The organism is Cobetia sp. 5-25-4-2, assembly GCF_013374075.1.
Classification (GTDB): Bacteria; Pseudomonadota; Gammaproteobacteria; order Pseudomonadales; family Halomonadaceae; genus Cobetia; species Cobetia marina.
This window is the reverse complement of the sequence record NZ_BLWK01000001.1, coordinates 368753-390854: the sequence shown is the minus strand read 5'-3', so window position 1 is coordinate 390854 and position 22102 is coordinate 368753. Positions and strand designations below refer to the sequence as shown.

19 protein-coding genes are annotated in these 22102 nt (G+C 64.3%); 5 read left to right on the top strand and 14 right to left on the bottom strand.

The window, feature by feature from the left end; genetic code table 11:
- Positions 1 to 78: 78 nt before the first annotated feature.
- A complete protein-coding gene (locus HXS65_RS01730) occupies positions 79 to 1485 on the bottom strand; it encodes a DegQ family serine endoprotease (protein ID WP_136938248.1) in 1407 nt (468 codons plus the stop codon).
- Between the two features lie 270 nt (positions 1486 to 1755).
- Positions 1756 to 2226, bottom strand: coding sequence for a SoxR reducing system RseC family protein (locus HXS65_RS01725; protein WP_077372161.1), 471 nt, complete (start codon positions 2224 to 2226; stop codon positions 1756 to 1758).
- A 146-nt stretch (positions 2227 to 2372) separates the two neighbouring features.
- Here HXS65_RS01725 and HXS65_RS01720 point away from each other — a divergent pair, with 146 nt between their 5' ends.
- The gene (locus tag HXS65_RS01720) at positions 2373 to 2621 is read left to right on the top strand and encodes a VF530 family DNA-binding protein (RefSeq protein ID WP_084209118.1); all 249 of its coding nucleotides are present in this window, start codon (positions 2373 to 2375) and stop codon (positions 2619 to 2621) included.
- A 224-nt stretch (positions 2622 to 2845) separates the two neighbouring features.
- Here HXS65_RS01720 and HXS65_RS01715 read toward each other — a convergent pair whose 3' ends face one another.
- Together HXS65_RS01715 and rpoE are read right to left on the bottom strand one after the other, a co-directional pair.
- Complete coding sequence (locus HXS65_RS01715) at positions 2846 to 3562, bottom strand: sigma-E factor negative regulatory protein (RefSeq protein WP_084209119.1); 717 nt, start codon at positions 3560 to 3562, stop codon at positions 2846 to 2848.
- Positions 3563 to 3883: 321 nt separating this feature from the next.
- Entirely contained in the window at positions 3884 to 4486 is a 603-nt protein-coding gene (gene rpoE, locus HXS65_RS01710) for an RNA polymerase sigma factor RpoE (protein ID WP_077372152.1), read from the bottom strand.
- Between the two features lie 529 nt (positions 4487 to 5015).
- Here rpoE and HXS65_RS01705 point away from each other — a divergent pair.
- Positions 5016 to 6104 carry a 3-deoxy-7-phosphoheptulonate synthase gene (locus HXS65_RS01705; protein WP_077372149.1) on the top strand — a complete coding sequence of 363 codons (1089 nt, stop codon included), beginning with the start codon at positions 5016 to 5018 and terminating at the stop codon, positions 6102 to 6104.
- A gap of 172 nt (positions 6105 to 6276) precedes the next feature.
- Here HXS65_RS01705 and dinG read toward each other — a convergent pair whose 3' ends face one another.
- A complete protein-coding gene (gene dinG / locus HXS65_RS01700; protein ID WP_176492958.1) occupies positions 6277 to 8415 on the bottom strand; it encodes an ATP-dependent DNA helicase DinG in 2139 nt (712 codons plus the stop codon).
- A 183-nt stretch (positions 8416 to 8598) separates the two neighbouring features.
- On the bottom strand, positions 8599 to 9903 hold the full coding sequence (locus tag HXS65_RS01695; RefSeq protein ID WP_084209121.1) for a DEAD/DEAH box helicase: 1305 nt from the start codon (positions 9901 to 9903) through the stop codon (positions 8599 to 8601).
- Between the two features lie 944 nt (positions 9904 to 10847).
- Here HXS65_RS01695 and HXS65_RS01690 point away from each other — a divergent pair.
- A complete protein-coding gene (locus tag HXS65_RS01690) occupies positions 10848 to 11114 on the top strand; it encodes a hypothetical protein (RefSeq protein ID WP_077372139.1) in 267 nt (88 codons plus the stop codon).
- A complete protein-coding gene (xthA, locus tag HXS65_RS01685; RefSeq protein WP_176493284.1) occupies positions 11114 to 11926 on the top strand; it encodes an exodeoxyribonuclease III in 813 nt (270 codons plus the stop codon). Before HXS65_RS01690 ends, xthA begins: the two co-directional genes overlap by 1 nt.
- A 136-nt stretch (positions 11927 to 12062) precedes the next feature.
- Here xthA and HXS65_RS01680 read toward each other — a convergent pair whose 3' ends face one another.
- The 8 genes from HXS65_RS01680 to HXS65_RS01645 all read right to left on the bottom strand — a co-directional run bounded on the left by HXS65_RS01680 (position 12063) and on the right by HXS65_RS01645 (position 19737).
- The gene (locus HXS65_RS01680; protein ID WP_176492957.1) at positions 12063 to 13391 is read right to left on the bottom strand and encodes a hypothetical protein; all 1329 of its coding nucleotides are present in this window, start codon (positions 13389 to 13391) and stop codon (positions 12063 to 12065) included.
- A gap of 154 nt (positions 13392 to 13545) precedes the next feature.
- Positions 13546 to 14343: an energy transducer TonB gene (locus HXS65_RS01675; RefSeq protein ID WP_176492956.1), complete on the bottom strand. Its 798-nt coding sequence runs from the start codon at positions 14341 to 14343 to the stop codon at positions 13546 to 13548.
- Position 14344: 1 nt separating this feature from the next.
- Positions 14345 to 14743 carry a biopolymer transporter ExbD gene (locus HXS65_RS01670; protein ID WP_077372126.1) on the bottom strand — a complete coding sequence of 133 codons (399 nt, stop codon included), beginning with the start codon at positions 14741 to 14743 and terminating at the stop codon, positions 14345 to 14347.
- Complete coding sequence (locus tag HXS65_RS01665; protein WP_176492955.1) at positions 14736 to 15371, bottom strand: MotA/TolQ/ExbB proton channel family protein; 636 nt, start codon at positions 15369 to 15371, stop codon at positions 14736 to 14738. Before HXS65_RS01665 ends, HXS65_RS01670 begins: the two co-directional genes overlap by 8 nt.
- Positions 15364 to 16830, bottom strand: a complete 1467-nt coding sequence (locus HXS65_RS01660; protein ID WP_255304389.1) for a MotA/TolQ/ExbB proton channel family protein — start codon at positions 16828 to 16830, stop codon at positions 15364 to 15366. Before HXS65_RS01660 ends, HXS65_RS01665 begins: the two co-directional genes overlap by 8 nt.
- Positions 16830 to 17696 (bottom strand): DUF3450 domain-containing protein, encoded by an 867-nt coding sequence (locus HXS65_RS01655; RefSeq protein ID WP_176492954.1) that lies wholly within the window; start codon positions 17694 to 17696, stop codon positions 16830 to 16832. Before HXS65_RS01655 ends, HXS65_RS01660 begins: the two co-directional genes overlap by 1 nt.
- A 365-nt stretch (positions 17697 to 18061) precedes the next feature.
- Positions 18062 to 18988: an electron transfer flavoprotein subunit alpha/FixB family protein gene (locus HXS65_RS01650; RefSeq protein ID WP_084209126.1), complete on the bottom strand. Its 927-nt coding sequence runs from the start codon at positions 18986 to 18988 to the stop codon at positions 18062 to 18064.
- Positions 18985 to 19737, bottom strand: coding sequence for an electron transfer flavoprotein subunit beta/FixA family protein (locus tag HXS65_RS01645; RefSeq protein WP_077372115.1), 753 nt, complete (start codon positions 19735 to 19737; stop codon positions 18985 to 18987). The genes HXS65_RS01650 and HXS65_RS01645 overlap by 4 nt, the downstream gene beginning before the upstream one ends.
- Before the next feature lie 620 nt (positions 19738 to 20357).
- Between HXS65_RS01645 and HXS65_RS01640 the strand changes: the two genes are divergently transcribed.
- Positions 20358 to 22001, top strand: a complete 1644-nt coding sequence (locus HXS65_RS01640; RefSeq protein WP_176492953.1) for an electron transfer flavoprotein-ubiquinone oxidoreductase — start codon at positions 20358 to 20360, stop codon at positions 21999 to 22001.
- Positions 22002 to 22102 lie beyond the last annotated feature (101 nt).

Genomic DNA, 22102 nt, shown 5'->3' with positions numbered 1-22102 from the left:
GCTCGCCCCTGAATGCAGACGGGGCGCACAGTCGCCCGTGCGCCCCGTCGTCACTCGCCTCCCTTGCTGGCGTCCGCGTCATTCATCGCGCATGCGCAGAGCGATGTACAGCGGGCGACCGTTGCGCACCAGGCGCAGCGAGACCGGGCGATCCGCCGGCAGCTTGGCCACCACGTCACGCAGCGACTGCACGCTGGTCAACGGCTGCTGATTGAGCTCGACCAGCACATCGCCGGCAGTGATGCCCGCCTCTGCCGCCACGCCCTGTGGGTCGACCTCCAACACCTTGACGCCATTGTCGAGATTCATTTCCGCCAGCGCCGCCTTGCCAAGCTCGGTCACGGCAATGCCCAGACCCTGCTTGTCATTGCTGGCAGCGGCAATCTTGTCCTGATCGCTGCCCGGCCAGTGCCCTACCTTGGCCTGCAGGGTCTGACGCTTGCCATCTCGCAGGATGGAAAGCTTGAGCGAATCCCCCGGCGAGCTGGCACCGACCATGCGCGGCAGGTTGGCGGAGGTTTCCACCTCATCGCCATCGACCGCCATGATGATGTCGCCCGCCTTGAGGCCGGACGCTGCGGCCGGGCCATCCGGGTCAAGATCGGCGATCAGCGCGCCACGTGCCCGGTCCAGCCCGAAGGATTCGGCCAGATCCTTGGACACCGGCTGGATGACGACCCCCAGCCAGCCACGATCGACGCGACCATCGGTCTTGAGCTTGTCGGCCACATCCATCGCCACATTGATGGGAATCGCGAAGCTCACTCCCATGAAGCCACCGGAGCGGGTGTAGATCTGGGAGTTGATTCCGACCACGTCTCCCTCGAGATCAAACAGCGGCCCCCCGGAGTTGCCCGGGTTGATCGCGACATCCGTCTGGATGAAGGGCACATAGGCATCCGAGGGCAGCGTGCGATCGATGGCACTGACGATCCCCGCCGTGACGGAGTGATCGAAGCCGAACGGCGAGCCGATGGCCGCCACCCACTGACCGACTTCCAGGGCGTCACTGTCGCCCATCGGCAGAGTGGGCAGATCATCCGCCTTGACCTTTAGCAGCGCGATATCGGTCTTCTTGTCCTCGCCGACCACCTGAGCCTTCAGCTCTCGACGGTCATTCAGGCGCACCATCACCTCGTCGGCACCATCCACGACGTGGGCGTTGGTCATGATGTAGCCATCGTCAGAGATGATGAAGCCGGAACCGAGGCTGGAGCGCTTCTCGATCCCCCCACGCCCCTGACCGGGGAACTGATCACCGAAGAAGTGCTTGAAGAACTCCGGCATCTCCTGGCCATCCGGGCCACGGAACACCGGGCCCGAGGTACGTTTGATCTCGGTGGTGGTCGCGATGTTGACCACGGCAGGCGCCGAATCCTTGACCAGCTGGGTAAAATCGGGAAGTTCACGCGCCTGGGCCATCTGGGCACCCATCAGGGCAGCCATGGCCAACGCGGGCGCCATCAGGCGAGAAAGCGATTTCATCGATGCGACTCCTGGTACGTCCTGTCACTTGTTATGAGGCACGCTGTCACTTGCCATCCAGCATGCTGACGTCGCACATCACGACCATGGCGACGTCCCATTCATTGACGCCAAGACGGCGTTGAAGTTCAGCGAATGATACCGCGCTCGACGCAACATCAGGTCGCATGAAAGCGACAGACGACATGCAGCAGGCATTCTCGGGGACGGGCGAGGGTCGACCACTGCCGCTCACGCGCACGAGCAGCTGTCAGCCGAGCACAAGAGCCGTCAGACGGCCTTGATGGCCAGCGAGTCCACTCCCAGGCGACGCAGCAGGCGGGGACGATACAGCGCCTGCTGCTCAGGACGCGCGGCATGCCAGCGCACCACGCCCAGCCCCGCCGCCAGCGAGAGCGCAAAGCCCAGCGGCACCACCAGAGCCCCTGCGCCTGCCAGCTGCTCGGCCACGATACCGCCGAGCATGCCACTCATCAGCGGCAGGCCATACAGCAGTCCCGCACTGCGCAGGAAGGCGGATTCGTCGATACCGATCACGACCCGTTCGCCGACCATCGGCCACGCCTCGCCAAGCGGCACATGAATCAGCACACGGTGTGCCTTGCGGCGCGAGAACTGGCTCAACAGCCCGCTCCCGCAACTGCTGCGAGCCTTGCAGGCTCCACAGGTGGAGCGGCGCTGGGTCTCGACCCACACCCCTTCCCTGCCATGACCGGTGACCTGCCCTTCTTCCTGCATCATCTTGCCGACTCCTGAAATCTCGCCACCTGCCGGCAGCACATATGGGTAGAATAACGCCTTTCAGGGGGACGCTTCACCTCACCCCGCCGCCATTGCCCCTCATCCCGGTCGACCGAGATGACACCCATGTCCGCACAGGAACTCTCATGAGCGAAGCACCGCCACCCTCCACCTCGCGTCTCGACCCCCTGCACGGGGTCACCCTCAAGGCGTTGCTGACCTGGCTGGTCGACCATTACGGATTCGAGACGCTGGGCGAACTGATCCCCATCAATTGCTTCCTGAGTGACCCCAGCATCAACTCCAGCCTCAAGTTCCTGCGACGCACGCCCTGGGCACGCGCCAAGGTCGAGGCGCTCTACATCCAGACGGCAGATCGCTATCTACATGACTGAGGCGGAGAGTGGCCACACCGCCAGGTGACGGCGCTGGCCGAACGCGACCAGGATATGCGGGCGCAACCAGAATATGCGGGCGCGACCAGGATATGCGGGCGCAACCAGAATATGCAGACGCAAAAAGAGGGGCAGCCAATGGCTGCCCCTCTTTTCCTGTCGACCCTTGCTGCTTTCACCTACCCTGGCAACGACGCCATCGCAGGCCAGTCATCCAGCGAAGGTTACTGGGCGACATCCTGCAGACTGATCCATTCGCTGCGCTCCGGCACGGGGCCGCGCTCGGACGACTTGCTCAGGTACGCTTCAAGCAGTCGACGCTGGGCAAGATCCGCCGCCGCGACGTTGCTGGACGACATGCCGGATTCATAACCGCCATTCTGCGGGGCCATGAACATGGGACGCGACGGAGAAGCCGTCACACCGACCTGCATCAGGCCGCCTGCAGCACTCGGTTGTGCCCACTGGGAAGCCTCGGCATTCACGGACGGCTGGCTGACCTGATGCACCGCGCCACCCTGCAGGCCTGAAGCCCCGCTGGCCAGCTCCGCGCCTGAGCCGTTGAGACTCGGCACGCCAGTGTCAGTGCCATTGAAGACCTGCACACCGGTGATCACCATCACCGCGACACCCGCCGCGATCGCGGCAGAGCCTGCGAAGGAGAAGAGGCTGCGGCGCTCGGCCACGGGTTCGGCAACCGGCGCTTCACGAGAGATCATCTCGACCTCGGCACTCACGGCCGCCGAGATATCCATGGTGAAGCTGCTCTCGCGCTCGCGGTGCATGACGCTGCGCGCAAGATGATAGCGACGCCAGGTGTCTGCCGCCTCAGGCGATTCGTCGAGCCCCTTGAGGACACGTCGCAGATCCAGCTCGTCACCCTCCGCATCCATCAGCGCGGACAGCGACTCCTTCACGGATTCGGTGGTCTTAAGATTCATGCGTAAATACCCTCACACTCGACAGGCCATCACGGGGCACAACCTGCATTTCAGACAACGAATGGCGTCATGACACGACTGGCTCGCTGCATGACTCTTGGCGGCCCGACTGAACGAACCGGCAATCTGCACACTATGATCACGCGCGCGCCAGTTCGTTCCGCGATTCATTCAGAAAACATTCACTTTTCATGCACTATCTGAACAAGCCATTGTTTTTGATGAGTTTTCTCGACAGACAAGGATGTAGACCATCGGAGACAGATACCTGCCTGTCGGGTCCTGCTCGACCGCCAGACGCCGTCCTCAACAGTGCCCCTCTCAGTCAGCTACCGCCCCAGCTGCAGCAGGACTGAGCAGCCCCTGGATGGCCTTGTCCACCGATTCGCGAGCACGGAAGATGCGTGAGCGAACGGTCCCCACCGGGCACTGCATCACCTCGGCGATATCCTCATAGGACAGACCGTCGAACTCGCGCAGCGTGATGGCGGTGCGCAGGTCTTCCGGCAATTTCTCGATGGCATCGAACACCACCTTCTCCAGCTCGTCACGCGCCATGGCCGCTTCCGGTGTCTCGACATCCGCCAGACGTCCGGACTGATCCAGCACCTCGGCATCCCCGATGTCCAGATCCGTCCCCGGGGGACGCCGCCCCCGCGAGACCAGATGATTCTTGGCGGTATTGATGGCGATGCGATACATCCAGGTATAGAAGGCGCTCTCCGCCCGGAAATTGGGCAAGGCGCGATAGGCCTTGATGAAAGCTTCCTGGGCGACATCCTGGACTTCGGCGTGATCATGCACATAACGGCTGATCAGGCCGAGAATCTTGTGTTGATACTTGTTGACCAGCAGATCGAAGGCGCGGTTATCCCCTTTCTGGGCGCGCTCGACCAGCTGCTGATCTGTCTCATTGACACTCATTCACTCGCTCCCTCCGCGGGAGTGGAGGCACCGCTAGAGACGACTCGCAAAGACGTCCCCGGGGCATCAGTACCTGATGGAAATTGCGACTCGCGCATATGGAATCCGGCCCCTTTGACATTCATGCTCATGGATGAGTCGCGCAATTCGAACAGCACACTGGCTACCTTGCACCCGTTCGGGCGACCAAAATCAACGCACAGTGTTCCTGTTTATCATTTGCACGGCAAGACACGTGGTGGCCAAAGCCACAGGTTTTCCATGCCTACGCCTGAGATGACCGTGTTTGGCGACGCTGACTCGCTCAAGTGTAACGATTACTTTACGACTGACTCATTGCCAGGCATGACACTCGCTCCTGATCCCTCCATTTACCTTGACAGGTGATTTATATTGCGCCAAAGCCGCTGACAAGCGTCAAAGCAGCAGATACCATGGAGCCATTCACGACTCCACTCACGGCAGGGGGACAGCCTCTGCCAGGATCTGCGCTCACGATTGCGGACCGAACAACGCTCAGGACACCGTCATGTCAGAACAGCACGTCAACAACCTCAACGTCCTGTCCCAGGATGTACTGATCACTCCGCAGGCGCTCAAGCAGGACATCCCGCTGACCGACAAGGCCGAGCAGACCGTCATCGAAGGCCGTCGCACCATCCAGCGCATTCTGGACGGCGAGGATCCGCGCCTGCTGGTGGTGGTCGGCCCCTGCTCCATCCATGACCTGGACGCCGCCCGCGACTATGCTCGCCGCCTGAAGGTGCTCGCGGAAGAGGTCAAGGACAGCCTCTACATCGTGATGCGCGTCTACTTCGAGAAGCCGCGCACCACGGTCGGCTGGAAGGGATTGATCAACGACCCGCACCTCAACGATTCCTTCGAGATCGAGGAAGGCCTGCACATCGCCCGCGGCCTGCTGGTCGAACTGGCCGAGATGGGCCTGCCGCTGGCCACTGAAGCGCTGGACCCGATCTCCCCGCAGTACCTGCAGGACTGCATCAGCTGGTCCGCCATCGGCGCGCGCACCACCGAATCCCAGACTCACCGTGAGATGGCGTCTGGCCTCTCATGCCCGGTCGGCTTCAAGAACGGCACCGACGGCTCGCTGGATGTCGCCGTCAACGCCCTGCAGTCCGTCTCCCACGGCCACAACTTCCTGGGCATCAATCAGGCCGGTCAGGTCGCGATCATCCGCACCCGCGGCAACGCCTACGGCCACGTCGTGCTGCGGGGTGGCAACGGCAAGCCGAACTATGACAGCGTCAGTGTCGCCCTGGCCGAGCAGGAACTGGCCAAGGCCGGCGTCACCGCCAACCTGATGGTCGACTGCTCCCACGCCAACTCCAACAAGGACCCGGGCCTGCAGCCGCTGGTGCTGGAAAACGTCACTCAGCAGATTCTCGAGGGCAACCGCTCCATCATGGGCCTTATGGTCGAGTCGCACATCAACTGGGGCGCCCAGAAGATCAATGCCGACCGCAGCAAGATGGAATATGGCGTTTCCATCACCGATGCCTGCATTGACTGGGCGACCACCGAAGAGACCTTCAAGACCATGGACACCAAGCTCAAGGACGCCCTGCGCGCCCGCCTCGAGCAGTCCGCCGAAGCCTGATACGCACCGGACAGGCAGACAGAAAAAGCCCCGCCGATCGGCGGGGCTTTTTTGTGGCCACTCAGTACTTGCGAATCAGTACTTGCGAATCAGTACTTGCGAATCAGTACTTGCGAATCAGCACTTGCGAATCAGCACTTGCAGATCAGTACTTGCAGATCAGGCTTGCGGCTCAGTTCTGACGTACGCCGTCAATCTCGCGCACGAAGGGCGGCAATGCCTCGATCAGCTGCTGACCGTAACGCTTGGTCAGGATGCGCCGGTCCAGAATCGTGATGCGCCCCTCATCGGCCTCCTTGCGGATCAGGCGCCCGCAGGCCTGCACCAGCTTGATGGACACATCGGGCACCGCGATGCGCATGAACGGATTGCCGCCTCGCGACTCGATCCACTCTGCAAGCGTCGCACCGACCGGGTCATCCGGCACCGCGAACGGCAGCCGCGTGATCACCACATGGGTCAGGTACTTGCCGGGCAGATCGATCCCCTCGGCGAAGCTCGCCAGACCGAAGATGATGCTGCCGCGACCACCATCCACCGCCTTGCGGTGCTGACTGAGCAGCTCGTGCTTGGGCAGGCGACTCTGGGCCAGCACCCGCTTTCGGGTCTCGTTGTCCAGCGCCTTGTTGACCGCCGCCAGCTGCTTGCGCGAACTGAACAGCACCAGCACCGCCTCGCGCACATCCAGCGCATTGACGAAATCGACGATCGCCTGCTCATGCGGGCCGGGCGGCGACGGCTCCACCGCCTCGCGCGGGATGGCCAGCACCGCCTTGCCATAATCGAACGGGCTGGGCAGTCGCTGATAGCGATAGCGATTGGCCAGACCAGCGCGCTCCTGCAGGCGCTCGAAGCGGTTGAGCGCCGTCAGGGTCGCGGACGTCAGTACCGCACCGAAACAGGTCCCCCACAGGTGGCGCGCCAGGGTCTCCGCCGCCGAGACGGGGCTGGCCGAGACGGTCATCTCCGGTTCGCCATTGAAGCGCTCGAAGGTCAGCCAGCGCGCATGCGGCGGGCCATCCGCGGGGTCGCTCAGCCCGATGGCCTCCCACAGCGCATGGGCTTCCAGCGCACGTCCATGCAACAGGGCCACCAGCGGCAACCAGTCTTCGGCATTCTCCTTGGGCAGGCCTGTTGCCTTCTCCGGGTCCAGACTCTCGCGCAGGATATCGGCGATCTGCTCCAGCGCCCGTGACAGCTCCGCGAAGCCCTTGAGCAGATTGTGCCCCAGCTCCTTGAGCGCCTCCGGTGCCTGGCCGCGCTCGAAACGATGATTGGTGGCATCATCGCCCGCCCCCTCCGGCAGGTCAGCCAGCTGGTGGCCCAACCCGAACACCTCGCCCAGCCGCGGCTCGATGTCGGCCAGCAACTCCGGCATGCGCGCCAGCAGGCGCCCGATGGTCGGCTGACTGCCCAGCGCCGCGTTCAGCTCGGTGAGCGACTTCTTGAGATTGCCCAGCCAGCGCAGCGTCTGATTGATCGGCGTGCGGTGGTGGAAGTGGTCCAGCGCCTTGTCCGGCAGGTGATGCGCCTCATCGAAGACGTAGATGCAGTCACTGGGCGAGGGCAGCACCAGCCCGCCGCCCAGCGAGAGATCCGCCAGCACCAGATCATGGTTGGCGACGATGATGTCGGCCTGCTCCAGCTGACGGCGGGCACGGAAGAAGGCGCACGCCGAGAAGTGGCTGCAGCGGCGATTGGTGCACTGGCGGTGGTCCGTGGTCAGCCGCGCCCAGTCGCGATCCTCGACCTGCAGCGGCCAGCTGTCGCGGTCCCCTGCCCACTCGCCGCTGGCATAGTCCTCGGCCATCTTGCCGGCCAGCTCCACGAAGCTGCCACCATCGCTGGCGATCATGTCGCGCTCGAACAGCGCCATGGTCGGGTTGTCCTCGACGCCTTCCAACGCCTGATCCAGCTTCTGCACGCACAGATAGCGCCGCCGCCCCTTGGCCAGCGCATAGTCGAAGGTCAGCCCCGAATGCTTCTTGAGCGCCGGCAGGTCCTGATGCATGACCTGCTCCTGCAACGCGATGGTCGCGGTGGAGACCACCAGCCGCTTGCCGCGTGCCTTGGCCACCGGCAGCGCGGAGAGCAGGTAGGCGAGCGTCTTGCCGGTACCGGTACCGGCCTCCAGCACGCAGACGTGCTCGTTGCCGAGGCGATACCCCTCCGGATTCTGCTCGATATTGCCCAGGGTGCGTGCAATCTCGGCGATCATCAGCCGCTGCCCATAGCGCGGCGTCAGCTCAAGCCCCTCAAGCAGCTTGCGATAGGCGGTCTGGATCTCGCCCTTGAGACTGTCTTCCAGCATTGCGTGTCTCTCCTTGTGCCGAGCTGACCGCCGTGCGGCGCCCTAGCGCAAGACGGCGAACAGCCTGAGCTGTTCGCCGTCTTGCGCTTACTTTCTTCTGACTGCGCTGCCGAGCCATGCCCTGATGAGTGGCATCGGTCATCCAGGCCAGACAGCCAGCATGAGCGGGGTATCACCCCCGCGTCACAGCATGCCCTGTGGCGGTTGCTCGCGGGGCAGCGTTTCCTGGATGTACTCCTCGATCTCCGGCAGGGAGAACACATCCTCCTCGCCGATGAAGCTGATCAGGCTCACGTCACTGAAGCTGGCACGATGCACGTAATCTTCCGGCACCTCCGGCAGCGTGAAGTTGATGGCATGGGTGGCATCTTCCAGCGGCAGTCCCCGCCCGGCCACGTCACTGACCACCAGCACCTTGAGCTTGCCGTTGCGGAAGGCTTCCTGCGCCTCGAGACGTGCCGTCTGGGTCTCGGCACCCGACATCAGCGCCACCTCGATGCCTGCCTCACGCAGAGCGGCATCGATGCGACGCACCAGCGCACGGGTATTGCCGAATACCACCACGCGCTCCAGCGCGTCCTGCTCGACAAGCTTGACCAGCAGACGCAGCTTGTCGTCGTCGCTGACGGTGTAGGCCTGCACGCCCGCGTTGTCCGCCGGAATGGCGGCCGCGGCTTCATGCTCCACCGCCACCTGAGCGGCCTCATGCGTCCACTGCTCTGCCAGGCCCAGCACGTCGGAGGACAGCTCGGCGGAGAACAGCAGTGTCTGGCGCTCCTCGGCACGCGGTGTGGCGCGGATGATGCGCTTGACGTCCGGGATGAAGCCCATCGACAGCATGCGGTCGGCCTCGTCGACCACCAGCACTTCGGTCTCGGAGAGATCGACATCGCGCTTGGTATGGAAGTCCAGCAGGCGGCCCGGCGTGGCGACCAGCAGGTCGACCTTGCGCTCGAGACGCTCACGCTGCTTCTGGTAGTCCATCCCGCCGACCACGCAGGCCACGGAGATGCGCGCGAATTCGGAGAATGCCTTGGCATCCTTCTCGATCTGCAGCGCCAGCTCGCGGGTCGGCGCGATGATCACGGCACGCGGGGCTCCCGGCTTTTGACCTTCCGGCGCCTTCTCTTCCAGGAAGTAGGCCAGCGTGGCGATCAGGAAGGCAGCCGTCTTGCCGCTGCCTGTCTGGGCGCGCCCGACCACGTCACCGCCCAGCAGCGCCTTCTCGAAGGTCTGGGTCTGGATCGGGGTGCAGTATTCGAAACCGGCCTTCTGGATGGCACGCATCAACGGCAGCGGCAGATCGAAATCGTGGAAGCGCCACTGACCGGCGACCGGCGCGACCTGGAACTGATCAAGGTTCCACTTGGACTGGGAGCGACGCGGCTTGCGGCGGCGACGCTTGGGCTTTCTGGGCTTCTGGTTCGGGTCCTGCGGCTCTTGCTGAGTCTGCTCAGCGGCTGGCTGGGTCTGATCCGTCTCGCTCATGTAATCCGTTCTTTTCAAGGGTTCATATGCGACAGGCGCGGGCCGCTCTCGGAATCTCGCCACGACAGGCCACACCCGGATGGTTCGTCATGCCCAGTGGTCTCACCTGGTTCGCCTGACCCGCTTGTGACAAGCGGTCGTCTCGGGCTGCATGCGCCTTTGCCGGATTGGGAGTCATCCCGTACCTGTCTGCTCCCCTTCGGGGGTATGCGTCTCCAGGGCCACGCAGGCCCCGGGTGCAGACATGCACGAATGCTCTCACCTGTTCTGAACGGATTCACGCACCCGGATCTCCCCTGCCCGAATGTTCGGCAGGGGCTGGAGCGGACGTCGGCCATGAGGGTCAGCTCACCTGGCATCGGTCATGTCATCGCCGCGCACAGGGAACCGACAGGCTCATGGGTCGCCACAAGGGCGGCCAGTACTGCGTGTCGGTGGAATGGTTGTCTTCTGTCATCTTCTTTGGGCCCGGCGAGGACACGCTGAACGCTTCCTGCCGGAGCAACCGGGCGGTACGTTGCAGGCCAGGTCAACGAGGCTGGCGGGTCCTGAGAGCCGTTCCCCCGGCACGGCATTCAAGCAACGTGCCGCGAAGGCAGGGTACTTGAGACATGCGTGTGGAGGGTGAGGCTTCGGATCCTGCGGCCAGTCGCGAGTCGCGCCTGCGGGTAACAACGATGATGCCGGATCATTGTACCAGCACGTGACCATCTTCGCGCCCCTGCGTGGCATCGTGATGACCCCGCCCGGGCATGGGGAAACCTCCCATCACCATCTGCGTCCTGCAGACATCAGGGGAGCGGCGTGTGACATGGCGCATGGCACCTGCCCCGTGCAGGCTGGTAGAATGCCCACCAACTGATGCGATTGCCCGCACGCCACGCCCTGACTTGCGCGTGTGCCCGAGGCTGGCGACTGCTGACACCGAACAGGAAAGCCCGAAGATGACACGCAGAAAGAAGAGCCGCTCCATCGCCGACAAGGTGCAGATTCGCACCGGCCGCCGCAAGGACTTCAAGAAGTGGCGCGCCGAGAATCCGGATCAGGTACATTCCGGACCTCGCTACGTGGCCAAGAAGAAGGATCAGCGCAAGAGCCAGGCAGCCGCCAAGCTGGAACGCATGAACGCCGCCCCGCTGCTGCCGCTGCATCCGGACGCCCCTGCCGAGCAGGACGACAAGGGCGGGAATGATGAGGGAGGCAAGGCGTGATGCGACTGGTGTCCTTCAACATCAATGGCATCCGTGCGCGTCCGCATCAGCTGGAAGCGCTGATCGAGGCGCATCAGCCGGACGTCATCGGCCTGCAGGAAACCAAGGTGCAGGACAGCGAGTTTCCCCACGCGCACATCGAGGCACTGGGATATCACGTGGTCTGGCACGGCCAGAAGGGCCACTACGGCGTCGCCATGCTGACCCGCCAGGTGCCGAAGAAGGTGCATTACGGCATGCCCGATGACACCGAGGACGCCCAGAAACGCATGATCGGTGTCGAGATCGACGGCCCGAACGGCGAGCCGCTGATCGTCTACAACGGCTACTTCCCCCAGGGCGAGAATGTCGAGCACCCGGTGAAGTTTCCCTACAAGACGCGCTTCTATCAGCAGCTGTTCCGCCTGCTGGAAGAGGACCACACCCCCGATCAGCACGTGGTGGTGATGGGCGATTACAACATCTCGGCCACCGACCGCGACATCGGCATCGGCGAGCCCAACCGCAAGCGCTGGCTGCGCGAAGGCAAGACCAGCTTCCAGCCCATCGAGCGCGAGTGGATGGAGCGTCTCTACGCCTGGGGCCTGACCGACAGCTTCCGCCATGTGCACCCGGAAGTCGATGACCAGTTCAGCTGGTTCGACTACCGCTCGCGTGGCTTCGAGCGCGAGCCCAGACGCGGCCTGCGCATCGACCTGATCATGACCAGCCCGGGTCTGACCCCGCTGATCAAGGATTCCGGTGTCGATTACGTGCTGCGTGGCATGGAAAAGCCATCGGACCACGCGCCCGTCTGGACCGATATCGGCTGATACGCTGAGCAACGCCAGCGCGAACACGATCACCAGATACGCAAACGCCGCCTTCCCCCGTCTCAGGACGATCAGGAAAGGCGGCGTTTTCGTTGCACTGACGGTCAGACTGCCAGGAGTCGCGGGGATGGGCGCCTCAGCGCTGCGCGAGTGACTTCAGCCAGTCATCGGCCCCTTCGGCGCCGCGTGCCTGCGCCTTCTTGAAGGCCTCACGCGCGGGGTCCAGCTGATCAAGCTGACGGGCGACCACACCGCTGAGCAACCAGTGACGCGCGGAATCATCCCCGCGCTCACCGGCACTGGCCAGGGCACCGCTCGCGATATCCCAGCGCCCCCAGTCATAGGCCAGTTCCGCCAGCTGCCGAGCATCCTCGACACGGCCACTCTGCTCGGAAACCGTCGCCCACGCCGTCAGCGAGTGCTCGATGTCCCGCGCCGAGGTCCAGGCCTCTGCCAGCTGACGACGCAGTACCGGCGTGTCTACCAGCAACGGCTGCCCCTCGGGAGTTGCCGACGTCGAAAGTCCCGCCTCGATCAACTCCGCGGCCCGCGCCGGCGCGCCGGCGGCCAGTTGCAGATCGATGCGCTGCTGATAGGCTTCACGCCCACTGACGATTCCCGCCGCCCAGGCGGCTTCCCAGGTACTCGCCGCACGCCGCTGCTGATTGAGACGCTGATAGAGCGCCACGGCGCGCTGCCAGTCCTGCGCATCCCGCGATTCGCCAAGTCCCTGCTCGACCAGTGCCACCGCCGCACCATGGCGTCCCGTCTGCTGATAGACGCTGACGGCAAGTTTCAGGCGATCGCCTTCTGGCGCACTCGCTCTGCTGGCGCGCTCCAGCCAGTCCTCGGCCCGCGACCACTGGCCACGGTTGGCTTCCAGGCTGACGGCCAGCCACAGATCATCGGCACTCGCCGAGCCGCCATGCAGGTACTCCGCCAGACGTGCGGTACCGGCTTCCTGCTCTCCCGCCCGCAATCTCAGCATGGCTTCGCGCCGCAGCCACTTGCGCGCCTGACTGGCATCGACGCCCGGCAACCGGCGCGCTTCGCCATAGAGACGTGCCGCCTGGGCCTGATCCCCTTGTCTTGCCCGCGCGCTGGCGGCCAACGACAGATACAGCGCACGTACCTCGCCACGTTGCTGACGGGCTTCCCGCTCGGCACGCTCGCCGACCTCGTCGTAATCCCCCTCCTCCAACCGTGACTGGAGCGTGCGCAGCTGCCCCGCGACCTCCGCCGACACGCGCATTGCCCCATTCGCGGTGGCGACGCCCCCGACCTCCATCATCAGCATCAGACAGGTGGAGACCAAGGTCACGCGCGTCAGGCGACGCCCGCCGCGACGAATCGCCGTCATCAGACGAGCGCCGAGACCTTCAGGCGTCGCTGACTCGGCAGGCGCCAGTCGCGTGGACTGCCCGCGCGGTGAGCGCTTGGCGGAATGCTTGTCTTGGTTCGACATCGTACGGATATCCTTTGCTCCACGACTCAAGTACGTCTCAGATACGCCTCAGGCGTCATGCCTGCCATCTGCTTGCAATACCAGCTCTCTTCTACACCAGATTCGCGGCGAAGACATGAATGACAGGTACCGCTTTGCATGCGCCCGGGTTGCCTCAACGCAACTGGAACTCAAGCCGTTGACGCGCCTGACGCGCTGTCTGGGCCGCCGGGAACTCCCAGCGCGCGATGGCCTTCATCGCGGCGCGATCAAAGACACCGGAAGGCTCTGCACGCACCACCCTCAGCGAACTGCCATCGACATTGCCATCCGGACGAATCACGAAGGCCACCTCGACGAAGCCCTCGATGCCACGCCGGCGTGCACGACTGGGGTACTCAGGCGCCGTGCGCAGCGTCGGGCGGGGCGAGCCCCCTTGCGCCGCGGGTGCCGGCGTCGACCTGGCCTCCGATCGAGAAGCACTGGCGGTGGCCTGGGCACTGGACTGGGCTGACGCCTGGGAGGCGGGTGCCGGGGCCGGCTTCGGCGTTGGCTTGGGTTTCGGATCCGGTTTCGGCTCCGGTTTCGGCTCCGGTTTCGGTGTCGGTCTCGGCGGACGCTTCACCTCCAGTGGCGGCAGGCTGTCATCCAGCGTCAGCTCCGGCGTTGGCGGCAGTGGTGTCTTGACCTCAGGGATCGCCACCGAGCTTGTCACCTCTGGTGACGGCATCGGTGCCGCTTTAGGCGGCGGCGGTGGCTCGGCCGGTGGTGTCGGCAAGGCCTCTGCCGGCGCCGCTTCAGGGGCGGGAGCCTCCTCAGGCGCCTGAACGGTCGAGACCGACAGCGGCTCAGGCGCCGGCGCATCGTTCACCGGCGGCGCCACCAGCAGTGCCAGGGCATAGAACAGGGCCAGCGCCAGCAGGGCTCCGCCCAGCAATCCGATCAGTCGATTGGCATACAGACGTCGCGTCATGTCATTCGCCTTTCGATGCCGCGACCGCGATGTCCTGCACTCCCGCACTGCGCAGCGCATCCATCGTCTCCACCAGCAGCCCGGTCCGCGATTGACGATCCGCCTGGATCACCACCGGTTGGCCGTCGGCCAGCTCCGCCACCGCGTCCCCGACACGGTGGGCATCCACCGGCTTGCCATCGACCCACACCGCGCCCTCGGCGGTGATCGCCACCATCACGGCCGCATCCGGACGCGCCGTGGCATGCGAGGCCTCGGGGCGCTGGATCTCGACCCCCGACTCCTTGACGAAGCTGGTGGTGACGATGAAGAAGATCAGCATGATGAAGACGACATCCAGCATTGGCGTCAGGTTGATCTCGCCGCTGTCTTCCGCGGCTTCCATGCGACGTCTACGCATGCGGTGTCTCGCTTGTATCAGAGGAATCGGAGTCAGACGCGGTGGACATGCCGCCAGGTACCTTGCCCTTGCGGGCATCATCCACGGCGCGCGCCAGGCGGTCGTGCAGGCGTTGGTCTTCACGACGCACGACACGCTCGAAACGGGTCACGAACAACAGTCCCACCACCGCCACTGCCATGCCAGCCAAGGTCGGCAAGGTGGCACGGGCCACGCCATCGGCCATCGCTCGCGCCTGGCCGGTACCGGCGATCGCCAGGGAATCGAAGACGTGGATCATGCCGGTCACGGTGCCCAAAAGGCCCGCCAGCGGGCAGATCATCACCAGCAGCTTGAGCCACGGCAACGGCGCGCGCAGGCGTGACAGCAGCTCGCGGGTCAGTACCTCGCGGTGAGTGAGCGCCGACCAGCTGTGGTGCTCGCTGCGCGCCACCCAGTCGTGGATCAACTGGCGGCGCGCCGGCCGATGCACCAGCCGCCAGTAAAGGCCGCGCTCCAGCGCCAGACCGAACAGCAGCATGGCGATCAGGCAGATCACCACGATCAGAGGCCCGCCGCTATCCACCAGCCGCATGACCGGTGCCAGCGCACCGGGCAACAGGGAAGAAGAGGCCAGCGACTCAGGCATGCTCGGTTTCCCGCGTGCGGGCATTGGCCGTCGCCGCGGCGGCGGGCGCACGTCGCTCGAGGTGATCCGCCAGACGCGCACTGGCACGCCCTTCCAGGCGCCCCATCAGCCCCTTCGACAGGCTCGACAGACCGGTCTGCGCGAACAGCAGCGGCACGGCGGTGATCAGACCCAGCACGGTGGTCACCAATGCCTGGGAGATGCCGCCGGCCATCAATTTCGGATCGCCGGTACCGAAGACGGTGATCGACTGGAAGGTGCCGATCATGCCGGTCACGGTGCCCAGCAGACCCAGCAGCGGCGCGATGGCCGCCAGCAACTTGACCAGTGCCTGACCACGTTCCAGCTTCGGTTGCTCGGCGAGCAGCGCCTCATCGAGACGCGCTTCCAGCGCTTCCGGCTCATGATCATGACGCATGCCTTCAAAGCGGGTCAGCACGCGGCCCAGCGGGTTGTCATCCTTGAGCTGGGTCAGATCCGCTTCCTGACGCTTGACCGCGCGCCGCGTGGCCGTCAGGCGCACCAGCTGGATCAGCGCGATGATCAGCCCCAGCACGCCAAGCCCGACGATCACGTAACCGACCGCCCCGCCCTGCTTGAGTCGCTCGGTCAGCCCCGGCGCACGTGACAGGGCGCGGGTGACATCACCACCGGTGGGATCGAAATCGAGTCGATCGGTATCGCCGGCATTGAACGCCGCCAGCTGATCACGCATGGTCGCCGGCGTCTTGCCGGCAAGGCCGAGACTTTCCAGTGCGCTTGCACCATCCACGGCCTTGTCATCGGACAACGGTGAGAGCAGCAGATCGCCACTGAAGGCCATCTGCTCGCCGACACGCACGATCTCGCGTGGCTTGATGCTGCCATCGGCACCGGCCAGCGGTGCCTTGAAACGCAGCGCACGGCCACTTTCGCGGGCGATGCTACTGATGTCGGCCGTCAGGGCCGCGAGTCGCTCACGACCGGGCACTTCATCCCGCGGACCAAGGTCCGGCAGGCGGGCCTGCCCACCGGCCAGCAACCAGTTGCCGGCCACCCCTTCACGGACTTCCCGCGCATGCTTGCGCGCCACCGTGAAGACCTGGCCGAGATCCCCCTGCTGCGCCTGGCGCTCGTCATCCAGGCCACTGAGGGTCGCCTGCTGCTGCTTCGCTTCGGCTTCAAGGCTCTCGCGCTTCTCGCGCAGGCTGTCACGTTGCGCCTCGGCCTTGGCCACGGCCGCCTTGAGCGCTTCACTGTCCGACAGCAACGTCTCCAGGCGTGTCTGATCGCGACCTTCCGCCTGACTGGCCGCCTGCTCGAACTGCTCGACGCTCAGTGCCTGTGTCGCGGAGCCGGTCACGGCATGTGCCGGCAGCGCGCTCATGCCGAGCACGCCCAGCAGGCTCACGCCGAGCCACCCGCGCTTGAGCGCGCCAGACATCGACAGTGGCGGGAATGTCTTGTGCATCATGGACATCAGCTGGACTCCTGCGCGGACGGGGTAGACGAAGCGGCATTGGAGGCAGCCTGAGGAGAGGCGTCGAGCTCCACGTTTTCCACCGGGACGGACAGCGGCAAGGTGAGCAGTGACGGTGCCTGCTGGTCACGCGCCATGCTGATTCCCTGGCGCAGCTCGCTCAGCGCACTGTCATCCAGTACCTGCCAGCTGTCATTCTGCGTCTTCCATGCCCCGCCGTGCTGGCCATCCAGCGTCAGGTAATAAAGCCCCACGCGGCCGACACGCAGATATTGCACCTCGGTGTCCTCCGCACCGATCAGCCCCGCACGCCAGGTATCCAGGCCCTGGCCGTAGCTCAGCTCCTGCTGCCAGGCATTGAGCAGCTGATCGAGGCGCTCGTCATTGGTGAGACTGGCGTTGGACAGGTTTTCGCGCAGCCGTGCGACACGCGCCAGACGCTCTTCCTTCAGGAAGGGCAGGTCCTGCTCGATGAACGCTTCCAGCTCATTGACCTGCTTACGCAGCAGGCCCGGCAAGGACTCGCGGGTGGCCTCGAGATTCTCGAGCGCCGTGCGCTGACGCTCGATTCGCGCGGCACGGTCGGCATTGAGCGGGGTCAGTTCTGCGGTATAGCTTTCCAGACGCGCCGCTTCCTGACGCGCCTCGCGCAGCCTCACCAGCAATTCGCGGGTCTCGTCGTCAGCCGAGTCGATGCGCGACTGCAACTCCCCCTGAGTCTGCTGATGACTCGCCGCACTGTCACGCAGCGTCTGTGCATGAACCGGCAGACTCGTGGCACACAGAGGCACCATCAGCGCCAGCGCGGGCAGCATGCCGCCAAACGCGCGCGCCCTCGGGAAAGAGAAAGAAGTGGAACGCCGCACGGACATCTCCTGAAGAACAAGACTGGGTTGCATCCTCGGTCACTGGCCAAGCTGCCAGAAAGTCGCGAGTGGAAATGCAAATCACTGGCAGGGACGGTATTACAAACAAGAACAATTATCAATTGATCTCGATCCGCACTCGCCTCCATCTCTGCAATGCCGCGTTGCAGGCTTTCCCCTCGCGTGCCGACGCTCACGCAGAGCCTGTCAGATGTCATGCCCACGGGGTGCCATCCAGGCAGACGCCATGACGTGACGATGTCTGATCCGGGCACAAAAAAAACGCGACCCGCCGAAGCGGGTCGCGTTTTCTGCTCATCTCCGGTCCGGGTGTCCGGCGCCGGATGAGAGGTCAGCGCACTGTCTTACAGCTTGCCTTCCAGCTCCGGCAGCACCTCGAACAGATCACCGACCAGACCGTAGTCCGCAACCTGGAAGATCGGCGCCTCATCATCCTTGTTGATCGCGACGATGACCTTGGAGTCCTTCATGCCCGCCAGGTGCTGGATCGCACCGGAGATGCCGACGGCAATGTACAGGTCCGGGGCAACGATCTTGCCGGTCTGACCGACCTGCATGTCGTTGGGCACGAAACCGGCATCCACGGCGGCACGTGAGGCACCGATGGCGGCGCCCAGCTTGTCGGCGATGCCGTCGAGCAGAGCGAAGTTCTCACCGTTGCCCATGCCGCGGCCACCGGAGATCACCACCTTGGCAGCACCCAGCTCCGGACGCTCGCTCTCGGCCAGCGTCTCGTTGACGAAGCTGGAGACACCGGCATCCTCGACGACATCCACCGCCTCGATGGCCGCCTGGCCGTCAGCCGCCACCGGGTCGAAGCCGGTGGCACGCACGGTGATCACCTTCAGGACGTCGTCACTCTTGACGGTCGCGATGGCGTTGCCGGCATAGATCGGACGCAGGAAGGTATCGGCACTCTCGACCGCGATGATCTCGGAAATCTGTGCGACGTCCTTCAGCGCTGCCACGCGCGGCATGAAATTCTTGGCCGTGGTGGAAGCACCGGACAGCACATGGCTGTAGTCGTCCGCCAGCGCCACGACCAGCGCCGAGACATTCTCCGCCAGCTGATGGGCGTAGACCGCGTTGTCCGCCACGCGCACGCGCTTGACGCCGGCAAGCTTCGCGGCCTGCTCGGCAACGCTCCCGACACCTTCCCCCGCGACGAGAACATCGATATCGCCACCGATGGCGCTGGCAGCCGCTACCACACTGGCAGTGGTACCTGTCAGCTGGCCATCGTGATGATCGGCAATGACGAGAATGCTCATGAGATCACCTTTGCTTCATTCTTGAGTTTGTCCACCAGCTCATCGACGGAGCCGACCTTGACGCCACCCTGGCGCTCGGCCGGCGGCGTCACCTTGACCAGAGTGACCTTCGAGGCCGTGGAGACACCCAGCTCTTCCGGCGTCTTGACGTCCAGCGGCTTCTTCTTGGCCTTCATGATGTCCGGAAGCTTGGCGTAGCGCGGCTCGTTGAGGCGCAGGTCCGTGGTGACCACCGCCGGCAGGCTGAGCTTGACGGTCTGCAGCCCCCCGTCGATCTCACGAGTGACGTTGACGCTCTCGCCGTCGACCACCACCTCGGAGGCGAAGGTGCCCTGCCCCATGCCGGTGAGCGCCGCCAGCATCTGGCCGGTCTGGTTGTTGTCGGCATCGATGGACTGCTTGCCGAGAATCACCAGGCCAGGCTGCTCTTCCTCGACCACCTTGGCCAGCAGCTTGGCCACTGCCAGAGAGTCGACGGCGTCATCGGTCATCACCTGCACGGCGCGATCAGCCCCCAGCGCCAGCGCGGTACGCAGCTGTTCCTGGGCGGCCTTCGGCCCGATGGTCACGGCCACGACCTCGGTCGCCACGCCTTTTTCCTTCAGGCGTACCGCTTCTTCCACGGCAATCTCGCAGAAGGGGTTCATGGCCATCTTGACGTTGGTCAGATCCACGTCAGACTGATCCGCCTTGACGCGAATCTTGACGTTGTAATCGATGACGCGTTTCACCGCGACGAGTACTTTCATGGTGTCCTCGCTGATCTCTCATGGAGCGAGAGGCTGCTCGAGGCGCCCCCGCTCGATTCATGCAAGCGTTTGATAGGTGAATATCATCCAAAATAGGTCGTGCTGACAAGCACCGCGTCACGGCACCCCATCCCACGACCCGAAGGCATGCTGCCTGCTGCTGGCGAACGCTGCTCGCCGGCCGTTGACAACCGGCCCTGATGGCAACAGATCATCATTCTCATGGGGGCATCTTGCGCAGAATTGGGGGTCGGGGTCAAACCGGAAAGCCACCATCCGGGTGCCCGGACATGAAACCCGTCAGGCGATATCCTGCAACACGCCGTGTGGCTATTACGTCAGACCCAAGCATAATAAACAAACGGTCGTTTTAAATGCTACTGTTGCGGCATGCTATGCGGCTGCCTTGCGCATGACAGCTCGCCACGACGGGATGGGAGCCATATCCTTCACTGTCGACACGACGAGCACAGCATCGTTTTTTGCTTTGGCGAGCCACCGCCCTGACGCGCGCCGCCGAAGATCAATAGCCCTGCGATCAGCAACGACTGATCGTGATACGCCCACCCCGCCGGATCCGCGGGGCCTGATACAGGGCATCAAGATTGAGGAGACGGGTCATGGAACGCGAATTCATGGATTTCGACGTCGTCATCGTCGGTGCCGGGCCTTCCGGCCTGTCGGCGGCCTGTCGACTGATGCAGCAGGCCAATGAGGCGGAGCACGAACTGACGGTCTGCGTGGTCGAGAAAGGCTCTGAAGTCGGCGCCCATATCCTGTCAGGCGCAGTGCTGGAGCCACGCGCACTCACCGAACTCTTCCCCGACTGGGCCGAGCGCGGCGCGCCGCTCAATACCGCCGTGACCCGTGATGAAGTCGTGCTGCTCAAGGATGACCAGAAGGCACAGGTCATCCCCAATGCACTGGTTCCCAAGACCATGCACAACGATGGCAACTACATCATCAGCGCCGGCAACCTGACCCGCTGGCTGGGCGAGCAGGCAGAGGAACTGGGCGTCGAGATCTTCCCGGGCTTCGCCGCTCAGGAAGTGCTGCACGGAGAAGATGGCACGGTGCGCGGCATCGTGGTCGGCGACATGGGCGTGGCCGCCGATGGCAGTGAAAAGGATGGCCACATGCCGGGCATGGAACTGCGCGGCAAGTACACCCTGTTCGCCGAGGGCTGCCGCGGGCATCTGGGCAAGCAGCTGATCTCGCGCTTCTCTCTCGACAAGGACGCCGATGCCCAGCATTACGGCATCGGCCTCAAGGAGCTGTGGGATGTCCCGGCCGAGCAGCATCAGCCGGGGCTGGTAGTCCACGGCAGTGGCTGGCCGCTCAAGGGCAACGCCGAAGGTGGCTTCTTCCTCTATCACACCGATGACCAGCAGGTGGTGGTCGGGCTGATCGTCGATCTCGCCTACGACAATCCGTGGCTGTCGCCCTTCGATGAATTCCAGCGCATGAAGCAGCACCCGACCCTGGCTCGGCACCTCGAAGGCGGCAAGCGGGTCTCCTACGGTGCACGCGCCATCGCCAAGGGTGGCCTCAACTGCCTGCCGAAGATGAGCTTCCCGGGTGGCCTGCTGATCGGCTGTGATGCCGGTACGCTCAACTTCGCCAAGATCAAGGGCCTGCACACCGCGATGAAGTCCGGCATGCTGGCGGCGGAGAGCGTGTTCGCCGCCATCAAGAGCGGCGATGAAGGTGGCGAGGACCTCGTCGACTTCGGCAAGCGCTTCCAGGACAGCTGGGCCCATGAGGAGCTGGATGCCTCGCGCAGCTTCGGCCCGGCGATGCACAAGTACGGCACCTTCCTCGGTGGCGCCTACAACTTCCTCGACCAGCTGATGGGCGGCCGACTGCCGACCCTGCATGACACCACCCCGGACTACGCGCGCATGCGCCCGGCGGATGAATGCACGAAGATCGAGTATCCCAAGCCGGACGGCAAGCTGTCCTTCGACAAGCTGTCCTCGGTGTTTCTCTCCAACACCAATCACGAGGAAGACCAGCCGTGTCACCTGCGTCTGGCAGACCCGGCGCTACCGGTGCGTGACAACCTGCCGCGCTTCGCTGAGCCGGCCCAGCGCTACTGCCCCGCCGGGGTCTACGAGATCATCGAGGAAGCCGGTGAGCCGCAGTTCCAGATCAACTTCCAGAACTGCGTGCACTGCAAGACCTGTGACATCAAGGACCCGGCGCAGAACATCACCTGGGTCGCGCCGGAAGGTGGCGGTGGCCCCAACTATCCGAACATGTGACCCAACGCTGCCCGCCAGCTGTCAACGCCGCCGTGGCCCTGCCACGGCGGCGTTGTCGCTTCTGGCCTCCCGTACGGACCTGCTCCGTGGACCGCTGCGCG